Below are 22,750 nucleotides of genomic sequence, written 5' to 3' on the forward strand. Positions count from 1 at the left end.
GGCTTCGTTCACCGGCCCGAAGCGTCCTTGCGCCCCAACTGCGCGAGCTTCACGAACCGGTAGTACACGGTCTCCGCATTGAACATCGCGATCATGAAGCCGGCGCGCCCATCGAGAAACCCGCGCCGCAGAAGGTACGTCCGCACGAACGCCCACGCGCCTCTTGCGACGGCCTTGCCGAAGCTGCCGCGCTGGCCGGCCGCGTGACGCTGCTGCGCGCCCAGCGTCGAATACGCGTCGAGCTTGCGCAACACTGTCTCGAAGTCTTCGTACGAGTGATGCATCAGCTTGCCCTCGAGGCGCTTCGCGGGCGCGTCGAACACGAGCCGCTCGTGCACGAGATCGTCGGAAAAGCGCGCGGCGCCTTGTTTGAAGAGGCGCGGAATCCAGTCCGGATACCAGCCGCTGTGACGCACCCAGTGACCGCAGAACGCCGACAGCCGGTCGACAGCGTAGACATCAGCGGCGGGCGCGGCCAGTGCGCTGGCGATCGAGACGGCCAGTTCGGGCGTCACGATTTCGTCGGCGTCGATCGACAGGACCCATGTCGTAGTGAGCGCGTCGACGGCGCGGTTCTTCTGCGGGCCGAAACCCGGCCAGTCGTCGTGTGTGAGCACGCGGGCGCGATGAGCGCGGGCGATCTCGACCGTGCCGTCGGTGCTGCCGCTGTCGACGACGACGATCTCGTCGGCGAACGCGACGGCTCGCAGGCATTCGTCGAGCCTGCGCGCGGCATTCTTCGTGATGATGGCGACGCCGAGCGTGGGTTGTGTCATGCGAGTCGAAAGCGGGAAGGAAGGCGGACGCCGCGCGCGCTCTGCTGCTGAAGTGCCGCCAGAGCCCAGCGAAAGTTGCGCAAGTATACACAGCACTGCGCACGGCACGGCACAGCACAGCCCGCGCTACCGAAAAGCCCAACCCCAGGCACGACGACCCAGCCAATCCGCCAACGCGGGCTTTTACCGCCATTCGGCCGATCCGGGACAGCAACCCGGACGGTTTACAATGTCGCATTTGCAAATCCGCCCGAGGGCGGTTCATGGACGCCGCGAAGCGCGTCCGCATTTCCAGGGGATCTTTTGAGCGCCAAGCCAACGTTAAGCAAGCCCATCGGCTCGGGTGAAGTATCGTCGTCAGTCGTCGTGCTGCGCCGTCTGTGGCCGTATGTGAAGCCGCTCATCTGGACCGTCATCGCCGCCATCGCGACGATGGGCGCCGTCGCCGCCACCGAGGCCGGCATTCCCGCGCTGCTCAAGCCGCTGCTCGATCATGGCTTCGGCGCGCACGGCAGCGACAGCGCGAAATGGTACGTGCCGCTTGCCGTGATCGGCCTCGCGCTCGTGCGCGGGATCGCGCAGTACGCGTCGGGCTATCTGCTGTCGTATGTATCGAACCGGATTCTGCTCGAGCTGCGGCTCACGATGTTCAACCGGATGATCCACGGCAGCGTCGCGTTCTTTCAGCGCGAGACAGCGAGCACGGTGATCAACGCGATCGTCTTCGAGGTGAACCAGATCCTGAACGTGTTGACGGGCGTGATGGTCACGCTCGTGCGCGATTCACTGACGGTCGTGTTCCTGCTCGGCTATCTGTTCTATCTGAACTGGCGCCTGACGTTGATCGTCGCGGTGCTGCTGCCGGGCATCGGTTGGCTCGTTGGCAAGATCAACCGGCGGCTGCGGCGGCTGAACCGCGAGCACCAGACGCTCACGAACGAGCTGTCGTACATCGTCGAGGAGACGGTGGGCGGCTACAAGGTCGTCAAGGTCCACAACGGCGAGCAGTACGAAATCGACCGCTTCACGCAGATGAGCAAGCGCCTGCGCGGCTACTCGATGCGCATGACGGTGTCGGGCGGTCTCGCGCAGCCGCTCACGCAGTTCCTCGCGTCGATCGCGCTCGCCGTCGTGATCACGATTGCCGTCGTGCAGTCGTCGCACGATCAGACGACGGTCGGCGGCTTCGTCGCGTTCGTCACGTCGATGCTGCTGATCATTTCGCCCCTCAAGCACCTGATGGACGTGAACCAGCCGCTGCAACGCGGCATGACGGCGGCCGAGCTGATCTTCGGGCTGATCGACGAGCCGTCGGAGCCGGAAGGCGGCGGGCGCAAGCTGGAGCGGGCGACGGGCGAGGTCGAATTCCGCGACGTGTCGTTCATGTACGGCGCGAGCGGCCCGATGCAGCGACAGACGCTCGATACCGTGTCGTTCAAGGTCGCGCCGGGCGAGATGGTCGCGCTGGCGGGCCCGTCGGGCAGCGGCAAGACGACGCTCGTGAACCTGCTGCCGCGCTTCTTCGATCCGAGCGGCGGCGAGGTTCTCGTCGACGGCGTCGCGCTGCCCGAGTACGGCATTCACGAGCTGCGCAGCCAGATCGCGATGGTGAGCCAGGACGTCGTGCTGTTCAACGACACGATCGCGAACAACGTCGCGTATGGCCAGGCGGCCGACGCCGAGCGCGTGAGAGCGGCGTTGCACGCGGCCAATCTGTGGGACACGGTGGCCGCGATGCCGAACGGCATCGACACGCTGATCGGCGACAACGGCATGATGCTGTCGGGCGGCCAGCGCCAGCGGCTCGCGATCGCGCGCGCCGTCTACAAGGACGCGCCCATCCTGATTCTCGACGAAGCCACGTCCGCGCTCGATTCCGAATCCGAGCGTCATGTGCAGGCGGCGCTCGAAACGCTGATGAAGGGCCGCACGACGCTCGTGATCGCGCACCGCCTGTCGACCATCGAACGCGCGGACCGCATTCTCGTGCTCGACGCGGGGCGTATCGTCGAGCGCGGCAGTCATCGCGAACTGCTCGCGCAAAACGGGCTGTACGCGCATCTGCATCGGATCCAGTTTCAGCAGCATGCGGCGTGAGCGGATGCGAGCGCGCATCGCTGACCGCGCGGCGCGGCGAATCGTCCCGTTCGCGCCCTCCGCCGCCAATGTGCCGCCTTCGCACCGCACGCGCGGCCTTCATGCCCGTTCGATCGACGCTCCGGCAAAGCCCCTTCAATGCTAAAAATCGGAATCTCCGCCAACGCGCTCAAGTACAGCGGCGGCCTCGAACGCTATGCGATGGACCTCGTGCGCGGATTCGCGGGCATCGGCATCGAGCCTGCGTTCTTCGCGCGGCACTTCGACATGACGGTGCCGGAGAGCGGGCTCGTCGAGCGTCATCGAATCCCCGTGTCGTTTCTGCCGGGCAAATGGCGCGACGTATGGTTTTCGGCCCGTCTGCGCAGGGCGCGACGCGCGGCGGGCGTCGACGTGCTGATCGGCTGCAACCGCGTCGATTCTTCCGATATCGCGATTTGCGGCGGCACGCACATCGGCTTTCTGCGGGCGACGCGCCGCCCGGCGAAGCGTTCCGACCAGCGGCAGATCGAACTCGAAAAGCGCCAGTACGAACGCTCTGCGGTGATCGTCGCGCATTCCGACCTGATGCGCGACGAGCTGATCGAGCTGTACGGCGTGGATGAAGCGAAAATTGAAGTGCTCTATCCGCCTGTCGACGGAGCGCGGTTCACGCCCGTCGACGCCGTGACGCGCGCCGCGCTGCGCAAGCGCTACGGCTTTGCCGACAATGAAATCGTGCTGCTGTTTCCGTCGAGCAGCCATCAGCGCAAGGGCTTGCCGCTGATCGAAGCCGCGCTGCGCGACATCGATCCGCGCGTGGTCGTCGCCGTCGCGGGCCGGCCGCTCGACAGGCCGGCAGAGCGCATCCGCCATATCGGCTACGTGCGTGAAATCGAAGACTGCTACCGTGCCGCGGACTTCACGATCCTCGCATCCGAATACGAGCCTTTCGGACTGGTCGGCGTCGAGTCGGTGATGTGCGGTACGCCCGTCATCTTCCCGTCGACGATCGGCTGCTGTTCGGCAATTGCCGGACAGGCGAAGTTCGTCTTTGCACACGGCGACGTGGCCGCGTTGCGGGCGGCGATCGAGCGCGCGGTGAAGACGTCATCGGCCGAAGCGCATGCCGCTGCCGGCCCGCGCGTGCCCGCCGGCTCCGTGCTTTACGACACGAGCGTGGCGGCTCACGTCGCGACGCTGTTGAAGCTGGCGCAGCGCGTGAGCCGCGCCCGCTAGCCGTTTGCCAGACTGCGATTGGAGGGCCACATGGTAAAATCAGGCGCTTCTGATGCAGATTATTCGTCGAACGATCGCGTGTTTCGGGTGACGGGCAACGGAAGTCATTGCGCGCCTTTTTTGCGATAAGTTGCGCTCACGTATCAGCGGGCATCAGAGATGACACCGTCGGAAATGTTTTGTATGAGAAAAGAGCGGCCTGCTGTCATCAAAGTGAGCAGCAGACGGGAATCGCTGGAGAGGGCCAACGCGGCGATCACCCAATGAGTCGACTGTCCGGACGTATCCGAATCTTTGCGCGCGCCGTTCCGCGGCTCGCGCTCAAGCCATTGCGCCGCAAGCCCGCCGCACCCGCGCGCATCCTGATTGCCCACCATCTGCTGCTCGGCGATACGCTGCTGCTCACGCCGTTGCTGGCGAAGCTGCGCGCGCAGTATCCGCAGGCGGATATCGTGCTCGCGTGCCCGAAGCCGATCGTGCCGCTGTATGCCGCGCGGCCGTTCGACGTCACGGCCTTGCCGTTCGATCCGCGCGATCTGCCGACGGTGCAGCACGTGTTGCGCTCGGGCCCGTACGATCTGGGCATCGTCGCGGGCGACAACCGGCACAGCTGGCTTGCGCTCGGCGCGGGCTGCCGCTGGATTGTTGCGCATGCAGCCGATGTGCCTGCATGGAAGAACTGGCCCGTCAACGAACACATTCCGTATCCGTCGAAGCCGGCCGCGTGGGCCGACCTCGCGACGGAACTGGTGGACGGCGAGTCGCCGCGTCGCTACCGGACTCAGGATTGGCCGGCGCCCGCCGCTTCAGCCGTGTTGGACGAACGGCTGACGCAACGGCCGTATGTCGTGCTGCATCCGGGCGCGAGCACGGCCGTCAAGCGCTGGCCGGACGCGCGCTGGCGCGAAGTCGCCGAATACGTTGCCGGCCTCGGATACATGCCCGTATGGAGCGGCGGCCCCGGCGAAACCGATCTGATTCGCCGCATCGATCCCGATCCGGGGCATCCGAATCTGGCGGGGCGGCTCGGGCTCGGCGAACTGTGGCATCTGTTTGCCGGCGCACGTGCGGTGGTGTGTCCCGATACGGGCGTCGCGCATCTGGGACGCCTCGTCGGCGTGCCGACGATTGCGCTCTTCGGTCCCGGCAATGCGCTGATTCACGGCGCCGGTCAATACTGGAGCGACGTGCCGTTCGTACCCGTCACGATCGCCGATATGCCGTGCCGTGACGAGCCGTTTATTTTTCGCCGCGAGGTGCCGTGGGTCCGCCGTTGCGACCGCAACGCCGAGACTTGCGTCGACTGGCACGGCGATCACGCTGCCTGTATGGGTCGCCTGACAGTCGATTCCGTCTGCCGGGCGTTGAGCGATGCACTGGGAGTCTCATGAAAAACTTGGCGGCGCGCGGAGAGCGCGTGCTTTGGGTTGCCTGCCCGATCATCCTGTTTGCGGTCATGTTCGGACACATGACCGCGATCGTCTATAACGGTCTCGCGCTGCTGGCTATCGGTACGCTGTGCGCTGCGTTCGCATCGGATACGCCGGCGCTGCGCCGCTGGCCGCTCGTCGTGCCGATCTGTGCGTGGGCCGCATGGGCGCTGGCTGCCGTCGTGTGGTCGCGCGCGCAGCCCGTCAGCCTGCATCAGTGGTTCGACGAGATTCTCTATCCGTTTGTCGCCTTTCTCGGCTTCTGGGTCGTCGGCAGCCGCACGCAGTGGCCGACCTCCTTCGTCGCCGTCACGTGGATTGCCGCCGCGTTGCTGGCGCTCACGAGCATCGTCAACTGGGGCCATCTGCAGCCGCCGACGGCCGATACGTTCCTGCTTCACTACTACAACCGCGTCGGCCATACGAGCACGCTGGCCGTGTTCGCGATGCCGCTCTTCTCCGGCGTGATGCTGCGCGCGCGGTGGCGGGCAGCCGGTATGACGGGGCTCATCCTGTGCCTGTTCGTCGGGCTCGCCACGCTCAATCGTTTCTTCTGGCCCGCCGCGGCGATCACGCTGCTGGTCGCGCTGTTTCCGTTCTACCGCAAGCGGATGTTGATCGCGGGCGTGGTGTGCGTCATCGCGGCCGCCGCGGCGCTCGGAAGCCTCGAACTGAGCGCGCGGCTGCGCTACGGCGACGCGGCGCCGCGTCCGGCGCAAGGCGACTTCCACATCGGCGGACATCAGATCTACCTGCCGCCCGCGCTGGCGGGAATCGGCGACACGGTGTCGAACGATACGCGTCCCAAGCTGTGGACGTTCTACGAGCGTGTGGGCGCGGAGCATACGTGGACGGGCATCGGTTTCGGCAAGCCGCTTCCGGGCATCGCCTATCGGAACCAGATGCCCGCGAGCCTGCTGACGCTCGAGCCTCAGGCGCTGACGCATGCGCATAATCTGTTCATCAACACGTGGCTGCAGACGGGGATCATCGGCCTCGCGCTGCAATCCGTGCTGCTGCTTGCGCTCGTCGCGCGCTTCTGGAACTTGCGTCACGTCGAGCCGCTCGTCAGCGCAGCGGGTGTTGCGCTCGTCGCGGGCATGCTCGCGAAGAACCTGACGGACGACTTCATGTGGCAAACGACAATTCTCGCTTTCTGGTGCTTCTCCGGTCTGCTGCTGGGAATCGGCGAGCGCAGCCGCGAAACGCGCAAGGTGATGTCATGACGCTCCGCCGCGAGTCCCGCAAACCCGTTGCCGACCGCCACGCGCACGTGCGCGAAGCCGACGGCGCGCCGTTGCGCATCCTGTTCCACATCAACGACTTCGGCAAAGGCGGTACGGAAACGTCGTTGCTCGCGTGGCTCAATGCGTTGGACAGACGGCATTTCGCGCCGGCCGTCTCGGTTGCGTATCCGACCGACGATCTCGCGTTCTGGCAGGCCCATTCGATTCCCGCCGATGTCCCCGTCTACGTGCTGGCGGAGCCGGGCTGGATGCACGGCACGCATCTGATCGCACGCAAGCGCAAGCTCAAGGGCGCGAAGAAGCTCTATCACAAGCTGCTGACGTATGGCGTCGTCAGGCCGCTGGCCGCGCGCCGCTTCACGCGTATCGCGCGAAGCTTCGACATCGTCTGCGACTACGATTTTTCGCTGCGCCATCTGGCCGGCCGCTGCGACGTGCCCGTGGTCGGCGTGAGCCACTTCAGTCTCGCGACCCGCATCGGCAACCGTGGCGCGCGCTTTCTCGCGCGACGGATGAACCAGTACCGGCGCTATGCCGCCGTCGCCATGATCACGCCGGCCATGGCGCGTGAAGCCGAGTCGCTGTTCGGCAGCGACCGGCTGAACCTGGTCGAGTTGCCCAACGTGATCGACATCGCGCGAATCCGGCGCGACGCGACGGCGAGCGTCGACTATCCGGCGAATCCGTACATCGTGTCGGTGGCAAGGCTCGACGAGGGGCAAAAGGATAACTCGACGCTGCTGCGCGCGTTCGCCGAAGTCCGCCGACGCGCCGCGACGCCGATCGATCTCGTGCTGATCGGCGAAGGCCGCGACCGCGCGAAGCTGGAGCAGCTCGCGGCCGAACTGGGCATCGGCGCTCACGCGCAGTTCCTCGGGTTTCGCGCGAATCCGTTCCCGTACATACGACGCGCGGAGATGCTGGTCCTGAGCAGCCGCTACGAAGGCTGTCCGATGGTGCTGGGCGAAGCGATGGCGATCGGCACGCCCGTGATTTCCGCCGATTGTCCGACGGGGCCGCGTGATCTTTTAGACGGCGGCGATGCGGGTCTGCTCGTGCCGCCAGGCGACGTCGGCGCGATGGCGGCGGCGATCGAGCGCCTGCTGAAGGACAGCGCTGCGCGCCGGGTGCAGATCGAAAACGCCAACAGGAAAGTGGCGTCGTTTGCGCCGGAAAACGCAAGCCGACGCATGCTGCAACTCGTGCGGCGGCTTCGCGGGATGAAGTAAAGGCCGGCGCGATGATCAGCGGACGCTGCGATTGCGTCGCGCTGGGCGCATGCGTGCACGCGCGCATGCGCCTATGCGAAGCACGCAATGATCGCGCTCCCTCCGGTGACGTGCGCCTCGTTGGCCAGGCGCTCTACACGCCGCTCGTCACTAGCGATAACACCGACAGATCCGGATGCGTCCCTTCGACGATGCTCTTGCCGACGTGCACGGCTTCATACGTCGCATCGTCGAGCGTCTTGAACGACTCCTCGCCATCCGCGTGAAACGGCACCGTATGGCCGGGCAGTTTCGGGTCCGCACCGGGGTGGCACACATAGCCGATGTACGTGTAGCGCTCGCTCCCATCCTTCGGGGACGGCGCGACGTGAATCTCGAAGCCTTCGTATTCGACCGTCTGCCAACGCAGGATTACGGCGTCGTCGGACATGATTGCCTCCGTGCAGGGCGGGCGCGTCGATTGGCCTGTGGGTAACGGGCGAGACTGACGCTGCGCCGCGTGTCATGCGCCGCGGTGCGCGGCGCGGTGATGTCGAATGGTTCAGCGCGAATGGCGCGGCATGGATGTTCAGCGACTGCGGGATCAGTGCCGATGCCGCATCCGTTCCCACCAGCGATGCCCGTCGAAGCGGCCCAACATCCTGTCGCGAAGAGGGTGATCGCGCCGCCACTGATGCGATAGCAGCGTCGCGATGACGGCCAGCACGACGATGCCGACCACGATGCTTACCATTGATTCAGCCATGGCAGCCTCCGTCTATTGCAACTGCATACGGGAAGTCTAGTTGATTTGTTAGAACAGGGCGGTTGATGCCCAGTCCACGCTTTCCTCGATGCCGTCCCCGATCAATCTTTGTAACGCCTACACGGAATCCATTGAAATTCAGTATCGCCCGTCAATGCGACGCGCATCGGCGGAACGATCTTCATCGTCGGAAAAGAGCGCTTCGAGGCCGAACAGCCACGCGACGCCGAACGCGAAAATGCCGGCCACCGAGCGCTTCGTCAGCGTCGGGGCATTGTCGGGCGGTGCCCCGCGAAGCCTGTCGTAGCGGGCCTCTGGCAAGGGTTCTGGGTCGTCCGTGTATTCGAATTGTTCTGTGTGCATGTCGCCTCCCGCGCGTGGTGTCAGTGCGTCAGAGCAATTGCTGTGCCACGCGAGGGGGAGCGAAATGGGAAGGGCGATGCGTTACATCAGCACAATGTCGTACTGCTCCTGGCTCAAATTCGACTCGACCTGCAACGACACCGGCTTGCCGATGAAATCGATCAGCATCGCCAGATGCTGGGATTCTTCCTCGAGGAACAGATCGATGACCTGCTGCGACGCCACCACGCGAAACTCGCGCGGATTGAACTGGCGCGACTCGCGCAGGATTTCGCGCAGCACGTCGTAACAGACGGTGCGCGCCGTCTTCACCTGGCCTTTGCCCTGGCAGACAGGACACGGCTCGCACAGCACGTGCGCGAGCGATTCGCGCGTGCGTTTTCTCGTCATCTCGACGAGCCCGAGCTGCGAGAACCCATTGACTGTCACGCGCGTGCGGTCGCGCGCGAGCGCCTTCTTCAGTTCGTTGAGCACCTGGTCGCGATGCTCGGCGTTTTCCATATCGATGAAGTCGATGATGATCACACCGCCCAGGTTGCGCAGCCGCAGTTGACGAGCAATCGTGTGCGCCGCTTCGAGGTTGGTCTTGAAGATCGTATCGTCGAAATTGCGCGCGCCGACGTAGCCGCCCGTGTTGACGTCGATGGTCGTCATCGCTTCCGTCTGGTCGATCACGAGATAGCCGCCCGACTTCAGATCGACGCGCCGCGACAGCGCACGCTGGATTTCCGTTTCGATGTTGTAGAGATCGAAAAGCGGGCGCTCGCCGGTGTAGTGATGCAGCTTCGACGACACGGCCGGTGTGAACTCCGCCGCGAACTCCGAAAGCATCTGATACGTCTCGCGCGAGTCCACCTGAATGCGCGTGGTCTCATCGTTGACGAAGTCGCGCAGCACGCGCTGCGCGAGATTCAGGTCTTGATAGAGCAGGCTCGTGGCCGGCATGCGCTGCGCCTGCGAGAGTATCGTCGCCCACGTCTTGCGCAGATACGCGACATCGGCGGCGAGCTCTTCGCTCGTTGCGTCTTCGGCGATGGTGCGCACGATGTAGCCGCCTTTCTCGTCGACGGGCAGCACCGATGTGAGCCGCGCTCGCACGGCCTCGCGCTCCGCTTCGCTCTCGATCTTCTGCGAGATGCCGATGTGCGGCTCTTGCGGCAGATAGACGAGCGTGCGTCCCGCGATGCTCACTTGCGTGGAAAGCCGCGCGCCCTTGGTGCCGATCGGGTCCTTGACGACCTGGACCATCAGCGTCTGCCCTTCGAAGACGATCTTCTCGATGGGCTGATGCGGCACCGGTTGCTGCGTTTCGCCCGCGAGCCGCGGATGCCAGATATCGGCGACATGCAGGAACGCGGCACGCTCCAGACCGATATCGATGAACGCCGACTGCATGCCCGGCAGCACGCGCACGACCTTGCCGAGATAGACGTTGCCGACCCGCCCGCGCGACAGCGTGCGTTCGACATGAAGCTCCTGCACTGCGCCCTGCTGGACCAACGCGACGCGCGTCTCCTGTGGCGTGACGTTAATCAGGATTTCTTCGTTCATGGTGTTGTTAGAAGTCGATGCGCGCCGCGCGCAGAAGGGCAGCGGTTTCAAACAATGGCAAACCCATGATACCTGAATAGGACCCGTCGATATGCTCGATGAACTCCGCCGCACGCCCCTGAATGCCATACGCGCCTGCCTTGCCGAGCGGCTCGCCGCTGGCCGCATAGCGCCGCAGCGCATTGCTTTGCACCGCAGCAAATCGCACGCGCGATACCGACAGCGCGGGCGTCAGCAATTCGCCCTGCGCATCGACGACGGCAACGGCCGTCAGCACCTCATGATCGCGGCCGGCGAGACGCGCGAGCATCGCCACGGCGTCGTCGGCATCGACAGGCTTGCCGAGAATCGCATCGTCGATCGTGACGGTTGTATCGGCAACGAGGACGGGTGCGTTCGCATGACTTCCCGCCACCAGCCGCGCGCGTGCCGCCTGCGCCTTCGCAATGCACACGCGCATCACGTAGTCGTGCGCGCGCTCGCCGGGCAGTTCGGCTTCGAGCGCTTCGGCATCTTCATCGGGACGCGGCAGCAGCAGTTCGAAGCGCACGCCGAGCTGGGTCAGCAGTTCCTGACGGCGCGGGCTTTGCGACGCGAGATAGACGAACGGCCAGGCAGCCGCGGACGAAGTGGACATGGATCGGTATTCAATAGAAAGAGAAGGGCGCAGCTTAGGCAACGCGAAGCGGACGACAGGTGGTGAGCGTACCAGACGAGGCGGGCGCCGCGCACCTGGCCGTTCGGCCAGGTTGCGCCCGCCGATGCGCGGCCGGAAGATGACCGGCATGTTCAGACCCGAGGTTCAGGCCCGATGATAAGGATGATTCTGCGTGATGGTCCACGCGCGATACAACTGTTCGGCAAGCAGCACGCGGACCATCGCATGCGGCAGCGTGAGGCTCGACACGCGCAGCATCATGTCGGCGCGCGCCTTCAGTTCGGGGTCGAGCCCGTCGGCGCCGCCGATCAGAAACGCGACGTCGCGTCCGTCCTGCTGCCACGAGGGCAGCGCGTTCGCGAGCTGCATCGTGGTCCAGTCCTTGCCGCGCTCGTCGAGCGCAACGATGCGCGCGTTCTTCGGCAGCGCGGCTTCGATCTTCTGCCGCTCGGCAGCCATCACGCTCTCGGCGGAGCGTCCCGACGAGCGTTGCTCGGGCTTGATCTCACGCAGTTCGATGCGCAGCTCGGGCGGCATCCGCTTCGCGTATTCGTCGAAGCCCGTCGCGATCCAGTCGGGCATCTTGTGGCCGACAGCGAGGATATGCAGTTTCATCGTCGGGATAGCGCCGGATCAGATGGGTGCGCAGCCGGGAGCGTGGCCCACGGCTCGGACGGCGCGCGCCGCGCTCACGAGCGGCGGCGTGCGGGCGCCTTGCGTGCGGGGCGTGCGACGGGCGCTTCTTCTTCGTCTTCATCGTCGATCGGTTCGGACGGGCGGGCGCCGCCGAACGGGTTCGGCACGGACAGCTTCACGCGCACCGGCTTGTCGCCCCAGATCTCTTCGAGGTTGTAGTACTGGCGCAGTGCCGGTTGCAGGATGTGCACGACGGCATCGCCGCAATCGACCAGCACCCATTCGCCGATGTCTTCGCCTTCCGTGCTGATGATATCGCCGCCCGCTTCCTTGACTTTCTCGCGCACGCTGGAGGCGAGGGCCTTGGTCTGCCGGTTCGACGTGCCGCTCGCGACGATCACGCGGTCGAACAGTTCGGTCAGGTGGCTGGTGTTGAACACCCGAATGTCTTGCGCCTTCACGTCTTCGAGTCCGTCGACGATTGCGCGTTGCAGCTTGCGTATATCCATGGTTTACCGGTGGTACAGATGATGTTGAACAATATAGTCCCACACCGCGGTGGGGACATGACTCTGCGCGGACAGGGCAGTGCCGTTCGTGGCGCCTGCCGCGGTGTCCGCGTGGTTTTCGAGCGATGTGCGCAAATGCGCACGGATGTCGGTCGCCGACACGTCGAAGGCCAGCGATGTGTCGATCAGCAGATGACCGGACGGCGTCACCTGCAATATGCGCGCGCTGGCGGCGCGTTGCGCGATCGTCGCGGCGACGGCGGGCGGCACGGCCGTCACGTCGAAGCCAGGGCGCGTCGCGGCGGCGATATGCGCATAATCGAAGAGGCGCTGCCAGTCGTGCCACGTATCGAGCCGCACCAGTTGATCTGCGCCGATCAGCAGCGCAATCGACGTATCGGCGCCTTCGCGCTCGCGCCAGCGCTGCAGCGTATCGACCGTATACGTGGGGCCGTCGTGCTGGATTTCATCCGTCGCGACGCTGACGGTCACGCCCGGCAGCTTCAGCGACGAAGCCGCGGCACGCGTCATCGCGAGCCGATGTTCGGCCGCCGACACGTCCGCCTTCTGCCATGGCTGCCCAGCCGGCATCAGCACGAGTTCGGTCAGCTTCAGCACGTCGGCGAAACGTCGCGCGAGCGCGAGATGGCCGTCGTGGATCGGATCGAACGTGCCGCCGAGTATCCCGATGCGGCGGCGCAGCGCCCCTTTCGAGGCGGCGTGTTGAGCGGTCGGATTCAGTTGCAGTTCCTTTGCCTGTCGGTTGGAGCGGGTGACACAGCGGGTAACGAGGCGGCGGCGCGCGTCAGACCCACTCGCGCGCCACGAGAAAATCGCTGTACAGGCGCGCTTCCGGCGTGCCCGGCTCGGGCTGCCAGTTGTAGCGCCAGTTCACGACGGGCGGCATCGACATCAGAATCGACTCGGTGCGGCCGCCGCTTTGCAGCCCGAACAGGGTGCCACGGTCGAACACGAGGTTGAATTCGACGTAGCGGCCGCGCCGGTAAGCCTGAAAATCGCGCTCAGCTTCGCCGTATGCGATGTCGCGGCGTTTCTCGATGATGGGCATATACGCGTTCAGGAACGCGTCGCCGACGCTCTTCACCATCGCAAACGACTGCTCGAAGCCGGGCTCCGCGTAATCGTCGAAGAAAATCCCGCCGATGCCGCGCGGCTCGTTACGATGCTTCAGAAAAAAGTAGTCGTCGCACCAGCGCTTGAAGCGCGGGTACAGGTCGTCGCCATACGGCTGCAGCGCGTCGCGGCACACGCGGTGAAAGTGCCGCGCGTCTTCTTCGAAGCCGTAGTAGGGCGTGAGGTCCATGCCGCCGCCGAACCAGAACACGGGCGCTTCGCCTGCCTTGGTCGCAACCAGCAGCCGCACGTTCATGTGCACCGTCGGGCAGTACGGGTTGCGTGGATGCAGCACCATTGAGACGCCCATCGCTTCGAAGCCGCGTCCCGTCAACTGCGGACGCAGCGCACTGGCCGAGCCCGGCAGCGCATCGCCTTGCACGTCCGAAAAGCCGATGCCCGCCCGCTCGAAGAACTGGCCGCCTTCGAGGATGCGCGTGCAGCCGCCGCCACGCAGCTTGTCGCCGGGCGCGCGCTGCCAGCTGTCGGTGGCGAGCGGCGTGCCGTCGAACGCGCCGAGCGCGTCGGCGATCTTCGTCTGCAAACCTTGCATCCAGGCCCGGACTGCGTGGGCATCGTTGGCGTCGTGAATCGAATCGGTCATATGGTTGGGGCGCTGCACGTCGAAACGCTGGCGCAGTCGAGATTCAATGGGACTTCATCAGGCCTTTATTGGGTCTTCGTCAGGCCTTGCTCAGGCCGTCAGCGGCGGGTGGCTCTGGTGTCGCCGGGGCGGGCGGAACACAGCCGGTTTTCGCTTACAGATGCCGCTGCCAGCTTCAAGTGTAGCGCCGGCGCGGCTCGACGCCCCGGAAAGGGCCAGAAGCGGCCTGAATCGAATCCGAATCGGCCCGAACCGAACCAGACCGAACCAGACCGAACCAGACCGAACCCCAAATCGAACGGCCCCGCAGGGCTGTGGAGGCGAGTTCGCCGCGCCGGTGAAGCGTGTGCCTGCCGGACCGGACCAGGCAGGCTCAGCTGTGTTTGCGGTTGGCCGCGCGATAACCGATGTCGCGGCGATATTGCATGCCATCGAACGAGATGTGATTGATCGCTTCGTACGCGACCGACTGCGCGCTGCGCACCGAATCCGCGAGACCCACGACGCACAGCACGCGCCCGCCCGACGTCGTCAGCTTGCCGTCCGCGAGCGTCGTGCCCGCGTGGAACGTGACGGCGTCCGCAGTTTCCGGCGGAACGCCGCTGATGAAATCGCCCTTGCGCGGCGCATCCGGATAGTTATGCGCGGCCAGCACGACGCCGAGCGCGGTGCGGCGATCCCATTCGAGGTCCACCGTATCGAGCGTGCCCCCGATCGCGGCTTCGACGACCTTCGAGAAGTCGCCCTTCAGGCGCGCCATGATCGGCTGCGTTTCCGGGTCGCCCATCCGGCAGTTGAATTCGAGTGTCTTCGGGTTGCCTTGCGCGTCGATCATCAGGCCGGCATACAGGAAGCCCGTAAAGCGGATGCCTTCCTGTTCCATGCCGCGCACGGTCGGCAGGATGATTTCGCGCATCACGCGCGCGTGCATTTGCGGCGTGACGATGGGCGCGGGCGAGTAGGCGCCCATGCCGCCCGTGTTCGGGCCCTGATCGCCGTCGAGCAGGCGCTTGTGATCCTGGCTCGACGCGAGTGGCAGCACGTGCTTGCCGTCGACCATCACGATGAAGCTCGCTTCCTCGCCGGCGAGGAACTCTTCGATCACGACGCGCGCGCCCGCATCGCCGAGCTTGTTGTCCGACAGCATCATGTCGACAGCGGCGTGCGCTTCTTCCAGCGTCTGCGCGACGACCACGCCCTTGCCGGCCGCGAGTCCGTCGGCCTTGATGACGATGGGCGCGCCCTTGGCGTCGATGTAGGCGTGCGCGGCCGCGACGTCCGAGAAGGTTTCGTATTCGGCCGTCGGAATCGCATGGCGCTTCATGAACGCCTTTGCGAAGTCCTTCGAGCTTTCGAGCTGCGCCGCCTCGCGCGTCGGGCCGAAGATCTTCAGGCCGCGCGCGCGGAAGATGTTGACGATGCCCGCCGCGAGCGGCTGTTCCGGACCGACCAGCGTGAACGCGATCTGCTCTTGCGCGACGAAGTCGGCGAGCGCGTTCGGGTCGGTGATGCCGACATTGCGCAGGCGGTCGTCCTGCGCGGTGCCGCCGTTGCCCGGCGCGACATAGACGAGCTGGACGCGCGGCGACTGCGCGAGCTTCCATGCGAGCGCATGTTCGCGACCGCCGGAACCGACGACGAGTAACTTCATGTGATTCCCCGAATACTAAAAATCGTGAACGGCCCGCGCAGCGGCGCGAGCCGTGGATATCTGCCTCTACCTTCGCACAACGCGAACGCCACACCTGTGATGCAGGCAACGTAGCGGGACAATGTGGCGGAAATCGCCTGGATGCCGTGCGGTTGGTGCGCGCGTCGTGTCGCACCGGTGCAACGCGAGTGGAGCGGGGAGCGCGGCAACGGCCCGGACAGGGGCGGCGCGCTCACCGTCGGCCTCACTCGTCGGCGATTGCCGCGTTTGTATAGACTTCCTGCACGTCGTCCAGATTTTCCAGCGCGTCGAGCAGCTTCTGCATCTTGACGGCGTCGTCGCCCGTGAACTCGACTTCCGTCTGCGGCTTCATCGTCACTTCCGCGACTTCCGCCTTGAAGCCCGCGGCTTCGAGCGCGGTCTTGACCTTCGGGAAATCGTTCGGCGGGCAGATCACTTCGATGCTGCCGTCGTCGTTCGTGACGACGTCGTCGGCGCCCGCTTCGAGCGCGGCTTCCATCAGTTTGTCTTCGGGCGTGCCGGGCGCGAACAGGAACTGGCCGACGTGATCGAACATGAACGACACCGAGCCGTCCGTGCCCATGTTGCCGCCGAACTTCGAGAACGCGTGGCGCACTTCCGCGACGGTGCGGGTGCGGTTGTCCGTCATCGTGTCGACGATGATGGCCGCGCCGCCGATGCCGTAGCCTTCGTAGCGGATTTCCTCGTAGTTCGCGCCGTCGACGCCGCCCACGCCGCGCTGGATCGCGCGGTTGACGTTGTCCTTCGGCATGTTGGCGTCGTACGCCTTGTCGACGGCGAGCCGCAGACGCGGGTTCGAGTCGATGTCGCCGCCGCCCATGCGGGCCGCGACCTGGATTTCCTTGATGAGCCGCGTCCAGACCTTGCCTTTCTTGGCGTCGGCCGCTGCTTTCTTATGCTTGATGTTGGCCCATTTCGAATGACCCGCCATACCTTTCTCCGTCGCGCGCGCCAGCGGGGCGCACGCATAGTGCAATAGTCGTTGCGATTTCGGGCGGCGGTGCGGATTCGCGCTCGCGCCTCGATGTCAGTCTGGTCGCACCCTGAAACGCGCCAGAATGGCGCCGTGAAAGCGTCGCGGGATCGACGGAAGCGGCCAAAGCGCCGCAGTTGGCGTCGTCAGTACAGTAGCCGGTGAAGGCGCAAACCGGGGTAGGAATGCCGCAAAGCGATGCCAGCAGGGTGAACTGCCCGTTCAGCGGGCAGAATGCGATTTTATCATGCCGGGGGCCGGCTTCTGTAGGGGAAGGATGCGGATTCGCGCGGGGCGGCACCAGTCTGTCCTTGCCGTGCCGCCCCGCGCGGCGCTGTCTGTCGGCGCGCCGTCAGCTGATTTCCTTAGCCGATTTCTTCGGCCGCTTTCGTCAGCGGCTGTTGTCAGCCGCTTTGCCAGTGGCTTTCGTCAGTTCTTTGTGCCGAACAGCCGGTCGCCCGCGTCGCCGAGACCGGGAATGATGTACGCATGCTCGTTCAGGTGCGAATCGAGCGACGCGACGTACAGCTTCACGTCCGGATGCGCATTCTGGAACACCTCGACGCCTTCCGGCGCGGCGACGAGCGCGAGGAACGAGATGTTCTCGCCCGCGACGCCGCGGCGCTTCAGCACGTCGATCGCGTGCACGGCCGAGTAGCCCGTCGCGACCATCGGATCGCAGAGGATGAAGATGCGGTCCTCGAGATCGGGCAGGCGCACCAGATACTCGACGGGACGGTGAGCGTCGTCGCGATACACGCCGATATGGCCGACTCGCGCCGACGGGATCAGCTCGAGCAGCCCGTCCGACATGCCGACGCCCGCGCGCAGCACGGGTACGATCGCGAGCTTCTTGCCGGCGATCACGGGCGCGTCGATGTCGACGAGCGGCGTGCTCACGCGGCGGGTCGTCATCGGCAGGTTGCGGGTGATTTCATAGCCCATCAGCAGCGTGATCTCGCGCAGCAGCTCGCGGAACGTCCGCGTGGACGTGTCGCGGTCGCGCATGTGCGACAGCTTGTGCTGGATCAGCGGGTGATCGAGGATGAAAAGATTGGGGAAACGGCTGTCCTGAGTCATGACGGAGCGCCTCGCGGCGGTAAATGGGCTGTGCTGTCGATGGAGAGCGGCGCGGCGTTTGCGGCCCCGTTTCGCGGCCCCGCATCGAGAGACGAAGGGAGACGGAGGGCGGCGGACGCGTGCGCCATGGCTGCGAGTTTACCGGAAGGGTGGCGGAAAGAGACTGGAGATTGTGGAAAGGAATTGAAGTCGGACCGAAGCAGAACCGAAGCAGCGTCCGGCAGCACCGCGTCGATTCTTCTAGAATCGGGGGACAGTTGACCGACTGCGAGCGCGACGCGTCCCCACGCATTGCGCGCATGACAAAAGGAAAAAGCACATGGATCTGGGAATCGCAGGAAAGAGTGCGCTGGTTTGCGCGGCGAGCAAGGGACTGGGACGCGGCTGCGCCCAGGCGCTGGCGGCGGAGGGTGTGAACGTGACGATCGTCGCGCGCACGGCGCAAACGCTCGAAGCGACGGCGGCCGATATCCGCGCGAAGACGGGCGTCGACGTGAAGGCCGTGGCGTGCGACATCACCACGCCCGAAGGCCGCGCCGCGGCGCTCGCCGCGTGTCCGCAGCCGGACATCCTCGTCAACAACGCGGGCGGTCCGCCGCCCGGCGACTTCCGCAGCTTCACGCACGACGACTGGATTCGCGCGCTTGAAGGGAACATGCTCACGCCGATTGAGCTGATCCGCGCGACCATCGACGGCATGATCTCGCGCGGTTTCGGCCGCGTGGTCAACATCACGAGCTCGTCGGTGAAGGCGCCCATCGACGTGCTCGGCCTGTCGAACGGCGCGCGCTCGGGCCTGACGGGCTTCGTCGCGGGCGTCGCGCGCAAGGTCGCGCCGCATGGCGTGACGATCAACAACCTGCTGCCGGGGCTGTTCGACACGGACCGCATTGCCGTGACGTTCGAGGCGTCGGCGAAATCGCAGAACATTTCCGTCGACGAAGCGCGCGAGCAGCGCATGGCGACGATTCCCGCACGCCGCTTCGGCACGCCCGACGAATTCGGCCGCGCATGTGCGTTCCTGTGCAGCGTGCACGCGGGCTATATCACGGGGCAGAACTGGCTGCTCGACGGCGGCGCTTATCCCGGCACGTTCTGAGCGGGCCGCGCTTTCGCAAACGCAACGGCAACGACGACAACGATAACGCCCATAACGACCATAACGACAACGCAAGAGGAGCATCGACATGACAACACGCGTCGCGCTGATCGCGCACGATCACAAGAAGGACGACATCGTCAGGCTGGCGGGCGAATACGTCGACACGCTCGCGCGCTGCGAGCTGATCGCCACGGGCACGACAGGTTCGCGTATCGCCGATGCGCATGGGCTGAAGGTCGAGCGGATGCTGTCCGGGCCGAATGGAGGCGACCTGCAGATCGGCGCGCAACTGGCCGAAGGACGGGTCGACGTAGTGATCTTCCTGCGCGACCCGATGACGCCGCAGCCGCACGAACCGGACATCAACGCGCTGGTGCGCGCGTGCGATGTGCACAACGTGCCGTGCGCAACGAACATCTCGACCGCGCGGATGATCCTCGACGATCTGACGCTGCGTTTTTCACAACAGGTCTGACGGCGTCGTCCGCGTTCATTCAGGCAGGTATCACGAACGAATCTGGAGAGAAGATGGTCAAGGCAATTCGATTCGACAAGACGGGCGGCCCCGAAGTGATGAAGTGGGTCGACGTCGAGGTGGGCGAGCCGGGCAACGGCGAAATCCGCATCAAACAGTACGCGGTCGGCCTCAACTATATCGATGTGTATTTCCGCACGGGCCTGTATCCGCTGCCGTTGCCGGGCGGGCTCGGCATGGAGGCGGCGGGCGAGGTGGTCGCCGTCGGCGAGGGCGTGTCGGACCTGAAGGCGGGCGATCGCGTCGCGTATGTCGCGCGGCCGCCGGGCGCGTATGCGCAGGAGCGCGTGCTGTCCGCCGCGCAGGTCGTGAAGCTGCCGGATGCGATCGGGTATGAAGACGCGGCGTCGGTGATGCTGCAAGGGCTGACGGCGCAATACCTGTTGCGCCGCACGTACCCGGTCAAGGCGGGCGACACGATCCTGATCCAGGCCGCTGCGGGCGGCGTCGGCCTGCTCGTATGCCAGTGGGCGAAGGCACTGGGCGCGACGGTGATCGGCACGGTCGGTTCCGACGAGAAGGCGGCCATCGCGAAGGCCCACGGCTGCGATCATCCCATCGTCTACACGCGCGAGAACTTCACGAAGCGTGTGCGCGAGATCACGAACGGCGCGGGCGTGCCCGTCGTGTACGACTCGATCGGCAAGGACACGTTTACGGCTTCACTCGATTGCCTCGCGCCGCTCGGCATGTTCGTGAGCTTCGGCAATGCGTCGGGCCCGCTGCCGCCGATCGATTCGTCGGAATTCGCGGGGCGCGGCTCGCTGTTCTTCACGCGGCCCACGCTCTTTACGTACATCGGCAAGCGCAGCGATTACGACGCGATGGCGGGCGAGCTATTCGACGTGATCGCGTCGGGCAAGGTCAAGACGAGCATCAACCAGCGCTACGCGCTTGCCGATGTGGGCAAGGCGCATGAGGATCTGGAAGCGCGCAGGACGACGGGGTCGACGGTTTTGCTGCCGTAAGCGCTGCTCGCTCGCAAAGAAGGCCGCTTCACGCCGGACGTGAAGCGGCCTTTTCCGTTTACGCCATTTTTATATCCATCAACACACCTTTGACCAGCCCTTTACGCCGATCGGCATAACGTTGCGGGCATCCATCGCCCAACAATTGGAGAACATGAAATGGATGTGCTGTACGTCGGGGGCATCGCGCTTTTCGCTGCGCTGACCTTTGGATTGATCGCCGGCTGCGAGCGGCTCACACGCTATGGCCGCGGTCAGGGAGCGCGCTCATGATCTGGATCCTCTGGCTATCGGGGGCGGCGACTGCGCTGCTGTTCGTTTATCTCGTCTATGCGCTGCTGCGCGCGGAGGACATTGAATGAACTTCAACAATGTCCTGCAGCCGGCGATCTTCATCGTCGTGCTGCTTGCGCTGGCCGTGCCCGTCTCGCGCTATCTGACGCGCGTGATGGACGGCACGTCGCGCGTCGTCAAACTGGGCGGTCCGCTCGAGCGTCTGCTGTATCGCATCGCGGGCGTCGATCCGGCACACGAAATGGGCTGGAAGCAGTACGCGATCGCCACGATCGCGTTCAATGTATTGGGCGTCGTCTTCCTGTACGTGCTGCTGCGCGTGCAGGGCTGGCTGCCCGGCAACCCGCGGCAGTTCGGCGCGATGACGGTCGACGGCGCGTTCAACACGGCAGTCAGCTTCGTCACCAACACGAACTGGCAGGACTACTCGCCGGAGCAGACGGTCGGCTATCTGACGCAGATGCTCGGTCTCACCGTGCAGAACTTCCTGTCGGCGGCGACGGGCATCGTCGTCGTGATCGCGCTGGTGCGGGGCTTTGCGCGTCACACCGCGCAGACCATCGGCAACTTCTGGGTCGACATCACGCGCGTGACGCTGTACGTGCTGCTGCCGATGGCCGCGGTCATCGCTGCGCTGCTGATGAGCCAGGGCGTGATCCAGAACTTCGAGTCCTATCAGGAAGTGCCGACGCTGCAAACCACCACTTACCAGGCGCAGAAAACGGACGAGCAAGGCAACGCAGTGAAGGACGCGAAGGGCAACCCGGTGATGGCTGATACGCCCGTCAAGTCGCAGACCATCGCAATGGGCCCCGTCGCGACGCAGGAAGCGATCAAGATGCTCGGCACGAATGGTGGCGGCTTCTTCAACGGCAACTCCACGCATCCGTACGAGAACCCGACGCCGTTCTCGAACTTCGTGCAGATCTTCTCGATCCTGATCATTCCGGCCTCGCTGTGTCTCGTGTTCGGCCGCATGATCGGCGACGGCAAGCAGGGCGTCGCGGTGCTCGCGGTGATGACGATCGCATTCGCCGTGTGCGTCGCGGGCGAGATCGGCGCGGAGCAAAGCGGCAATCCGCTCTTCACGACGCTGCACGTCGATCAGACCGCGAGCGCGCTGCAGGCGGGCGGCAACATGGAAGGCAAGGAAACGCGCTTCGGCATCGCGCAGTCGGGCATCTTCACGGTCGCGACGACGGCGGCTTCGTGCGGCGCCGTGGCCAACACGCACGACTCGCTGACACCGCTCGGCGGTCTCGTGCCGATGCTCCTGATGCAACTCGGCGAAGTGATCTTCGGCGGCGTGGGTTCGGGTCTGTACGGGATGCTCGTGTTCGCGATGCTGGCGGTGTTCGTCGCGGGACTGATGATCGGGCGCACGCCTGAATACGTCGGCAAGAAGATCGAAGCGTACGAGATGAAGATGGTGTCGATCGTCGTGCTGCTGACGCCGCTGCTGGTGCTCGTCGCGACGTCGATTGCCGTGCTCACCGATGCGGGCAAGGCGGGCATTCTGAATCCGGGCGCGCATGGCTTCTCCGAAATTCTCTATGCGTTCAGCTCGGCAGCCAACAACAACGGCAGCGCATTCGCGGGCCTCACTGTGAGCACGCCGTTCTACAACTGGCTCACGGCGATTGCGATGTGGTTCGGCCGCTTCGGCACGATCGTTCCGGTGCTCGCGATCGCAGGCTCGCTCGCCGCGAAGAAGCGCATCGCGGTGACGGGCGGCACGCTGCCGACGCACGGTCCGCTGTTCGTCGTGCTGCTGCTCGGCACGGTGCTGCTGGTCGGCGCGCTGACGTACGTGCCCGCGCTCGCGCTTGGCCCCGGCGTCGAGCATCTGATGATGATCGCGGGCCATTGACGGACTGTCTGTGTCCCATGAACGGCGCGCAAAACATG

General features: G+C 65.2%; 24 protein-coding genes. 11 read left to right on the top strand and 13 right to left on the bottom strand.

Features of this window, described 5'->3' with window-relative positions; genetic code table 11:
* Positions 1-8 precede the first annotated feature (8 nt).
* Positions 9-776, bottom strand: coding sequence for a glycosyltransferase family 2 protein (locus GCT13_RS24055; RefSeq protein WP_152762336.1), 768 nt, complete (start codon positions 774-776; stop codon positions 9-11).
* A 303-nt stretch (positions 777-1,079) separates the two neighbouring features.
* Between GCT13_RS24055 and msbA the strand changes: the two genes are divergently transcribed.
* The 5 genes from msbA (at position 1,080) to GCT13_RS24080 (ending at position 7,997) form a co-directional block, all read left to right on the top strand.
* Positions 1,080-2,873 carry a lipid A export permease/ATP-binding protein MsbA gene (msbA, locus tag GCT13_RS24060; protein ID WP_152762338.1) on the top strand — a complete coding sequence of 598 codons (1,794 nt, stop codon included), beginning with the start codon at positions 1,080-1,082 and terminating at the stop codon, positions 2,871-2,873.
* Between the two features lie 138 nt (positions 2,874-3,011).
* The gene (locus tag GCT13_RS24065; RefSeq protein WP_152762340.1) at positions 3,012-4,091 is read left to right on the top strand and encodes a glycosyltransferase family 4 protein; all 1,080 of its coding nucleotides are present in this window, start codon (positions 3,012-3,014) and stop codon (positions 4,089-4,091) included.
* Positions 4,092-4,354: 263 nt separating this feature from the next.
* The gene (locus GCT13_RS24070) at positions 4,355-5,482 is read left to right on the top strand and encodes a glycosyltransferase family 9 protein (protein ID WP_152762342.1); all 1,128 of its coding nucleotides are present in this window, start codon (positions 4,355-4,357) and stop codon (positions 5,480-5,482) included.
* Positions 5,479-6,747, top strand: a complete 1,269-nt coding sequence (locus GCT13_RS24075) for an O-antigen ligase family protein (protein ID WP_152762344.1) — start codon at positions 5,479-5,481, stop codon at positions 6,745-6,747. Before GCT13_RS24070 ends, GCT13_RS24075 begins: the two co-directional genes overlap by 4 nt.
* On the top strand, positions 6,744-7,997 hold the full coding sequence (locus GCT13_RS24080; RefSeq protein WP_152762346.1) for a glycosyltransferase: 1,254 nt from the start codon (positions 6,744-6,746) through the stop codon (positions 7,995-7,997). Before GCT13_RS24075 ends, GCT13_RS24080 begins: the two co-directional genes overlap by 4 nt.
* 133 nt (positions 7,998-8,130) lie before the next feature.
* On the opposite strand, the gene GCT13_RS24085 is transcribed toward GCT13_RS24080, so the two are convergent.
* The 12 genes from GCT13_RS24085 to upp form a co-directional block, all read right to left on the bottom strand.
* Positions 8,131-8,427 (bottom strand): hypothetical protein, encoded by a 297-nt coding sequence (locus GCT13_RS24085; protein WP_152762348.1) that lies wholly within the window; start codon positions 8,425-8,427, stop codon positions 8,131-8,133.
* 153 nt (positions 8,428-8,580) lie between these two features.
* On the bottom strand, positions 8,581-8,742 hold the full coding sequence (locus GCT13_RS48530; RefSeq protein WP_162849242.1) for a hypothetical protein: 162 nt from the start codon (positions 8,740-8,742) through the stop codon (positions 8,581-8,583).
* A 138-nt stretch (positions 8,743-8,880) separates the two neighbouring features.
* Entirely contained in the window at positions 8,881-9,105 is a 225-nt protein-coding gene (locus GCT13_RS24090) for a hypothetical protein (RefSeq protein WP_152762350.1), read from the bottom strand.
* Positions 9,106-9,186: 81 nt separating this feature from the next.
* Positions 9,187-10,656 carry a ribonuclease G gene (rng, locus tag GCT13_RS24095; RefSeq protein ID WP_152762352.1) on the bottom strand — a complete coding sequence of 490 codons (1,470 nt, stop codon included), beginning with the start codon at positions 10,654-10,656 and terminating at the stop codon, positions 9,187-9,189.
* 7 nt (positions 10,657-10,663) lie between these two features.
* Positions 10,664-11,293, bottom strand: coding sequence for a Maf family protein (locus GCT13_RS24100; protein ID WP_152762354.1), 630 nt, complete (start codon positions 11,291-11,293; stop codon positions 10,664-10,666).
* 165 nt (positions 11,294-11,458) lie between these two features.
* Complete coding sequence (rlmH, locus tag GCT13_RS24105) at positions 11,459-11,929, bottom strand: 23S rRNA (pseudouridine(1915)-N(3))-methyltransferase RlmH (protein WP_152762356.1); 471 nt, start codon at positions 11,927-11,929, stop codon at positions 11,459-11,461.
* A gap of 74 nt (positions 11,930-12,003) precedes the next feature.
* Positions 12,004-12,459 carry a ribosome silencing factor gene (rsfS, locus tag GCT13_RS24110; RefSeq protein ID WP_152762358.1) on the bottom strand — a complete coding sequence of 152 codons (456 nt, stop codon included), beginning with the start codon at positions 12,457-12,459 and terminating at the stop codon, positions 12,004-12,006.
* A gap of 3 nt (positions 12,460-12,462) precedes the next feature.
* Positions 12,463-13,200 carry a nicotinate-nucleotide adenylyltransferase gene (locus GCT13_RS24115; RefSeq protein ID WP_152762360.1) on the bottom strand — a complete coding sequence of 246 codons (738 nt, stop codon included), beginning with the start codon at positions 13,198-13,200 and terminating at the stop codon, positions 12,463-12,465.
* 64 nt (positions 13,201-13,264) lie between these two features.
* Positions 13,265-14,197: an oxygen-dependent coproporphyrinogen oxidase gene (hemF, locus tag GCT13_RS24120; RefSeq protein ID WP_152762362.1), complete on the bottom strand. Its 933-nt coding sequence runs from the start codon at positions 14,195-14,197 to the stop codon at positions 13,265-13,267.
* Between the two features lie 373 nt (positions 14,198-14,570).
* Positions 14,571-15,848: a phosphoribosylamine--glycine ligase gene (purD, locus tag GCT13_RS24125; RefSeq protein ID WP_152762364.1), complete on the bottom strand. Its 1,278-nt coding sequence runs from the start codon at positions 15,846-15,848 to the stop codon at positions 14,571-14,573.
* A gap of 244 nt (positions 15,849-16,092) precedes the next feature.
* Positions 16,093-16,821: a YebC/PmpR family DNA-binding transcriptional regulator gene (locus tag GCT13_RS24135; protein WP_152762368.1), complete on the bottom strand. Its 729-nt coding sequence runs from the start codon at positions 16,819-16,821 to the stop codon at positions 16,093-16,095.
* A 471-nt stretch (positions 16,822-17,292) separates the two neighbouring features.
* Positions 17,293-17,943, bottom strand: coding sequence for a uracil phosphoribosyltransferase (gene upp, locus GCT13_RS24140; RefSeq protein ID WP_090864440.1), 651 nt, complete (start codon positions 17,941-17,943; stop codon positions 17,293-17,295).
* A gap of 319 nt (positions 17,944-18,262) precedes the next feature.
* On the opposite strand from upp, the gene GCT13_RS24145 reads away from it, so the two are divergent.
* From GCT13_RS24145 to kdpA, 6 genes are all read left to right on the top strand, one after another.
* The gene (locus GCT13_RS24145) at positions 18,263-19,042 is read left to right on the top strand and encodes an SDR family oxidoreductase (protein ID WP_152762370.1); all 780 of its coding nucleotides are present in this window, start codon (positions 18,263-18,265) and stop codon (positions 19,040-19,042) included.
* Positions 19,043-19,130: 88 nt separating this feature from the next.
* On the top strand, positions 19,131-19,520 hold the full coding sequence (locus GCT13_RS24150) for a methylglyoxal synthase (RefSeq protein WP_152762372.1): 390 nt from the start codon (positions 19,131-19,133) through the stop codon (positions 19,518-19,520).
* A 53-nt stretch (positions 19,521-19,573) separates the two neighbouring features.
* Positions 19,574-20,548, top strand: a complete 975-nt coding sequence (locus GCT13_RS24155; protein WP_152762374.1) for a quinone oxidoreductase family protein — start codon at positions 19,574-19,576, stop codon at positions 20,546-20,548.
* 159 nt (positions 20,549-20,707) lie between these two features.
* On the top strand, positions 20,708-20,821 hold the full coding sequence (locus tag GCT13_RS24160) for a potassium ABC transporter ATPase (protein WP_090864435.1): 114 nt from the start codon (positions 20,708-20,710) through the stop codon (positions 20,819-20,821).
* Positions 20,818-20,910, top strand: a complete 93-nt coding sequence (gene kdpF, locus GCT13_RS24165; RefSeq protein ID WP_087734544.1) for a K(+)-transporting ATPase subunit F — start codon at positions 20,818-20,820, stop codon at positions 20,908-20,910. The genes GCT13_RS24160 and kdpF overlap by 4 nt, the downstream gene beginning before the upstream one ends.
* Positions 20,907-22,712, top strand: a complete 1,806-nt coding sequence (gene kdpA / locus GCT13_RS24170; RefSeq protein ID WP_152762376.1) for a potassium-transporting ATPase subunit KdpA — start codon at positions 20,907-20,909, stop codon at positions 22,710-22,712. Before kdpF ends, kdpA begins: the two co-directional genes overlap by 4 nt.
* Positions 22,713-22,750: the final 38 nt, after the last annotated feature.

Origin of the sequence: Paraburkholderia franconis, from assembly GCF_009362735.1 — a bacterium.
GTDB lineage: Bacteria > Pseudomonadota > Gammaproteobacteria > Burkholderiales > Burkholderiaceae > Paraburkholderia > Paraburkholderia franconis.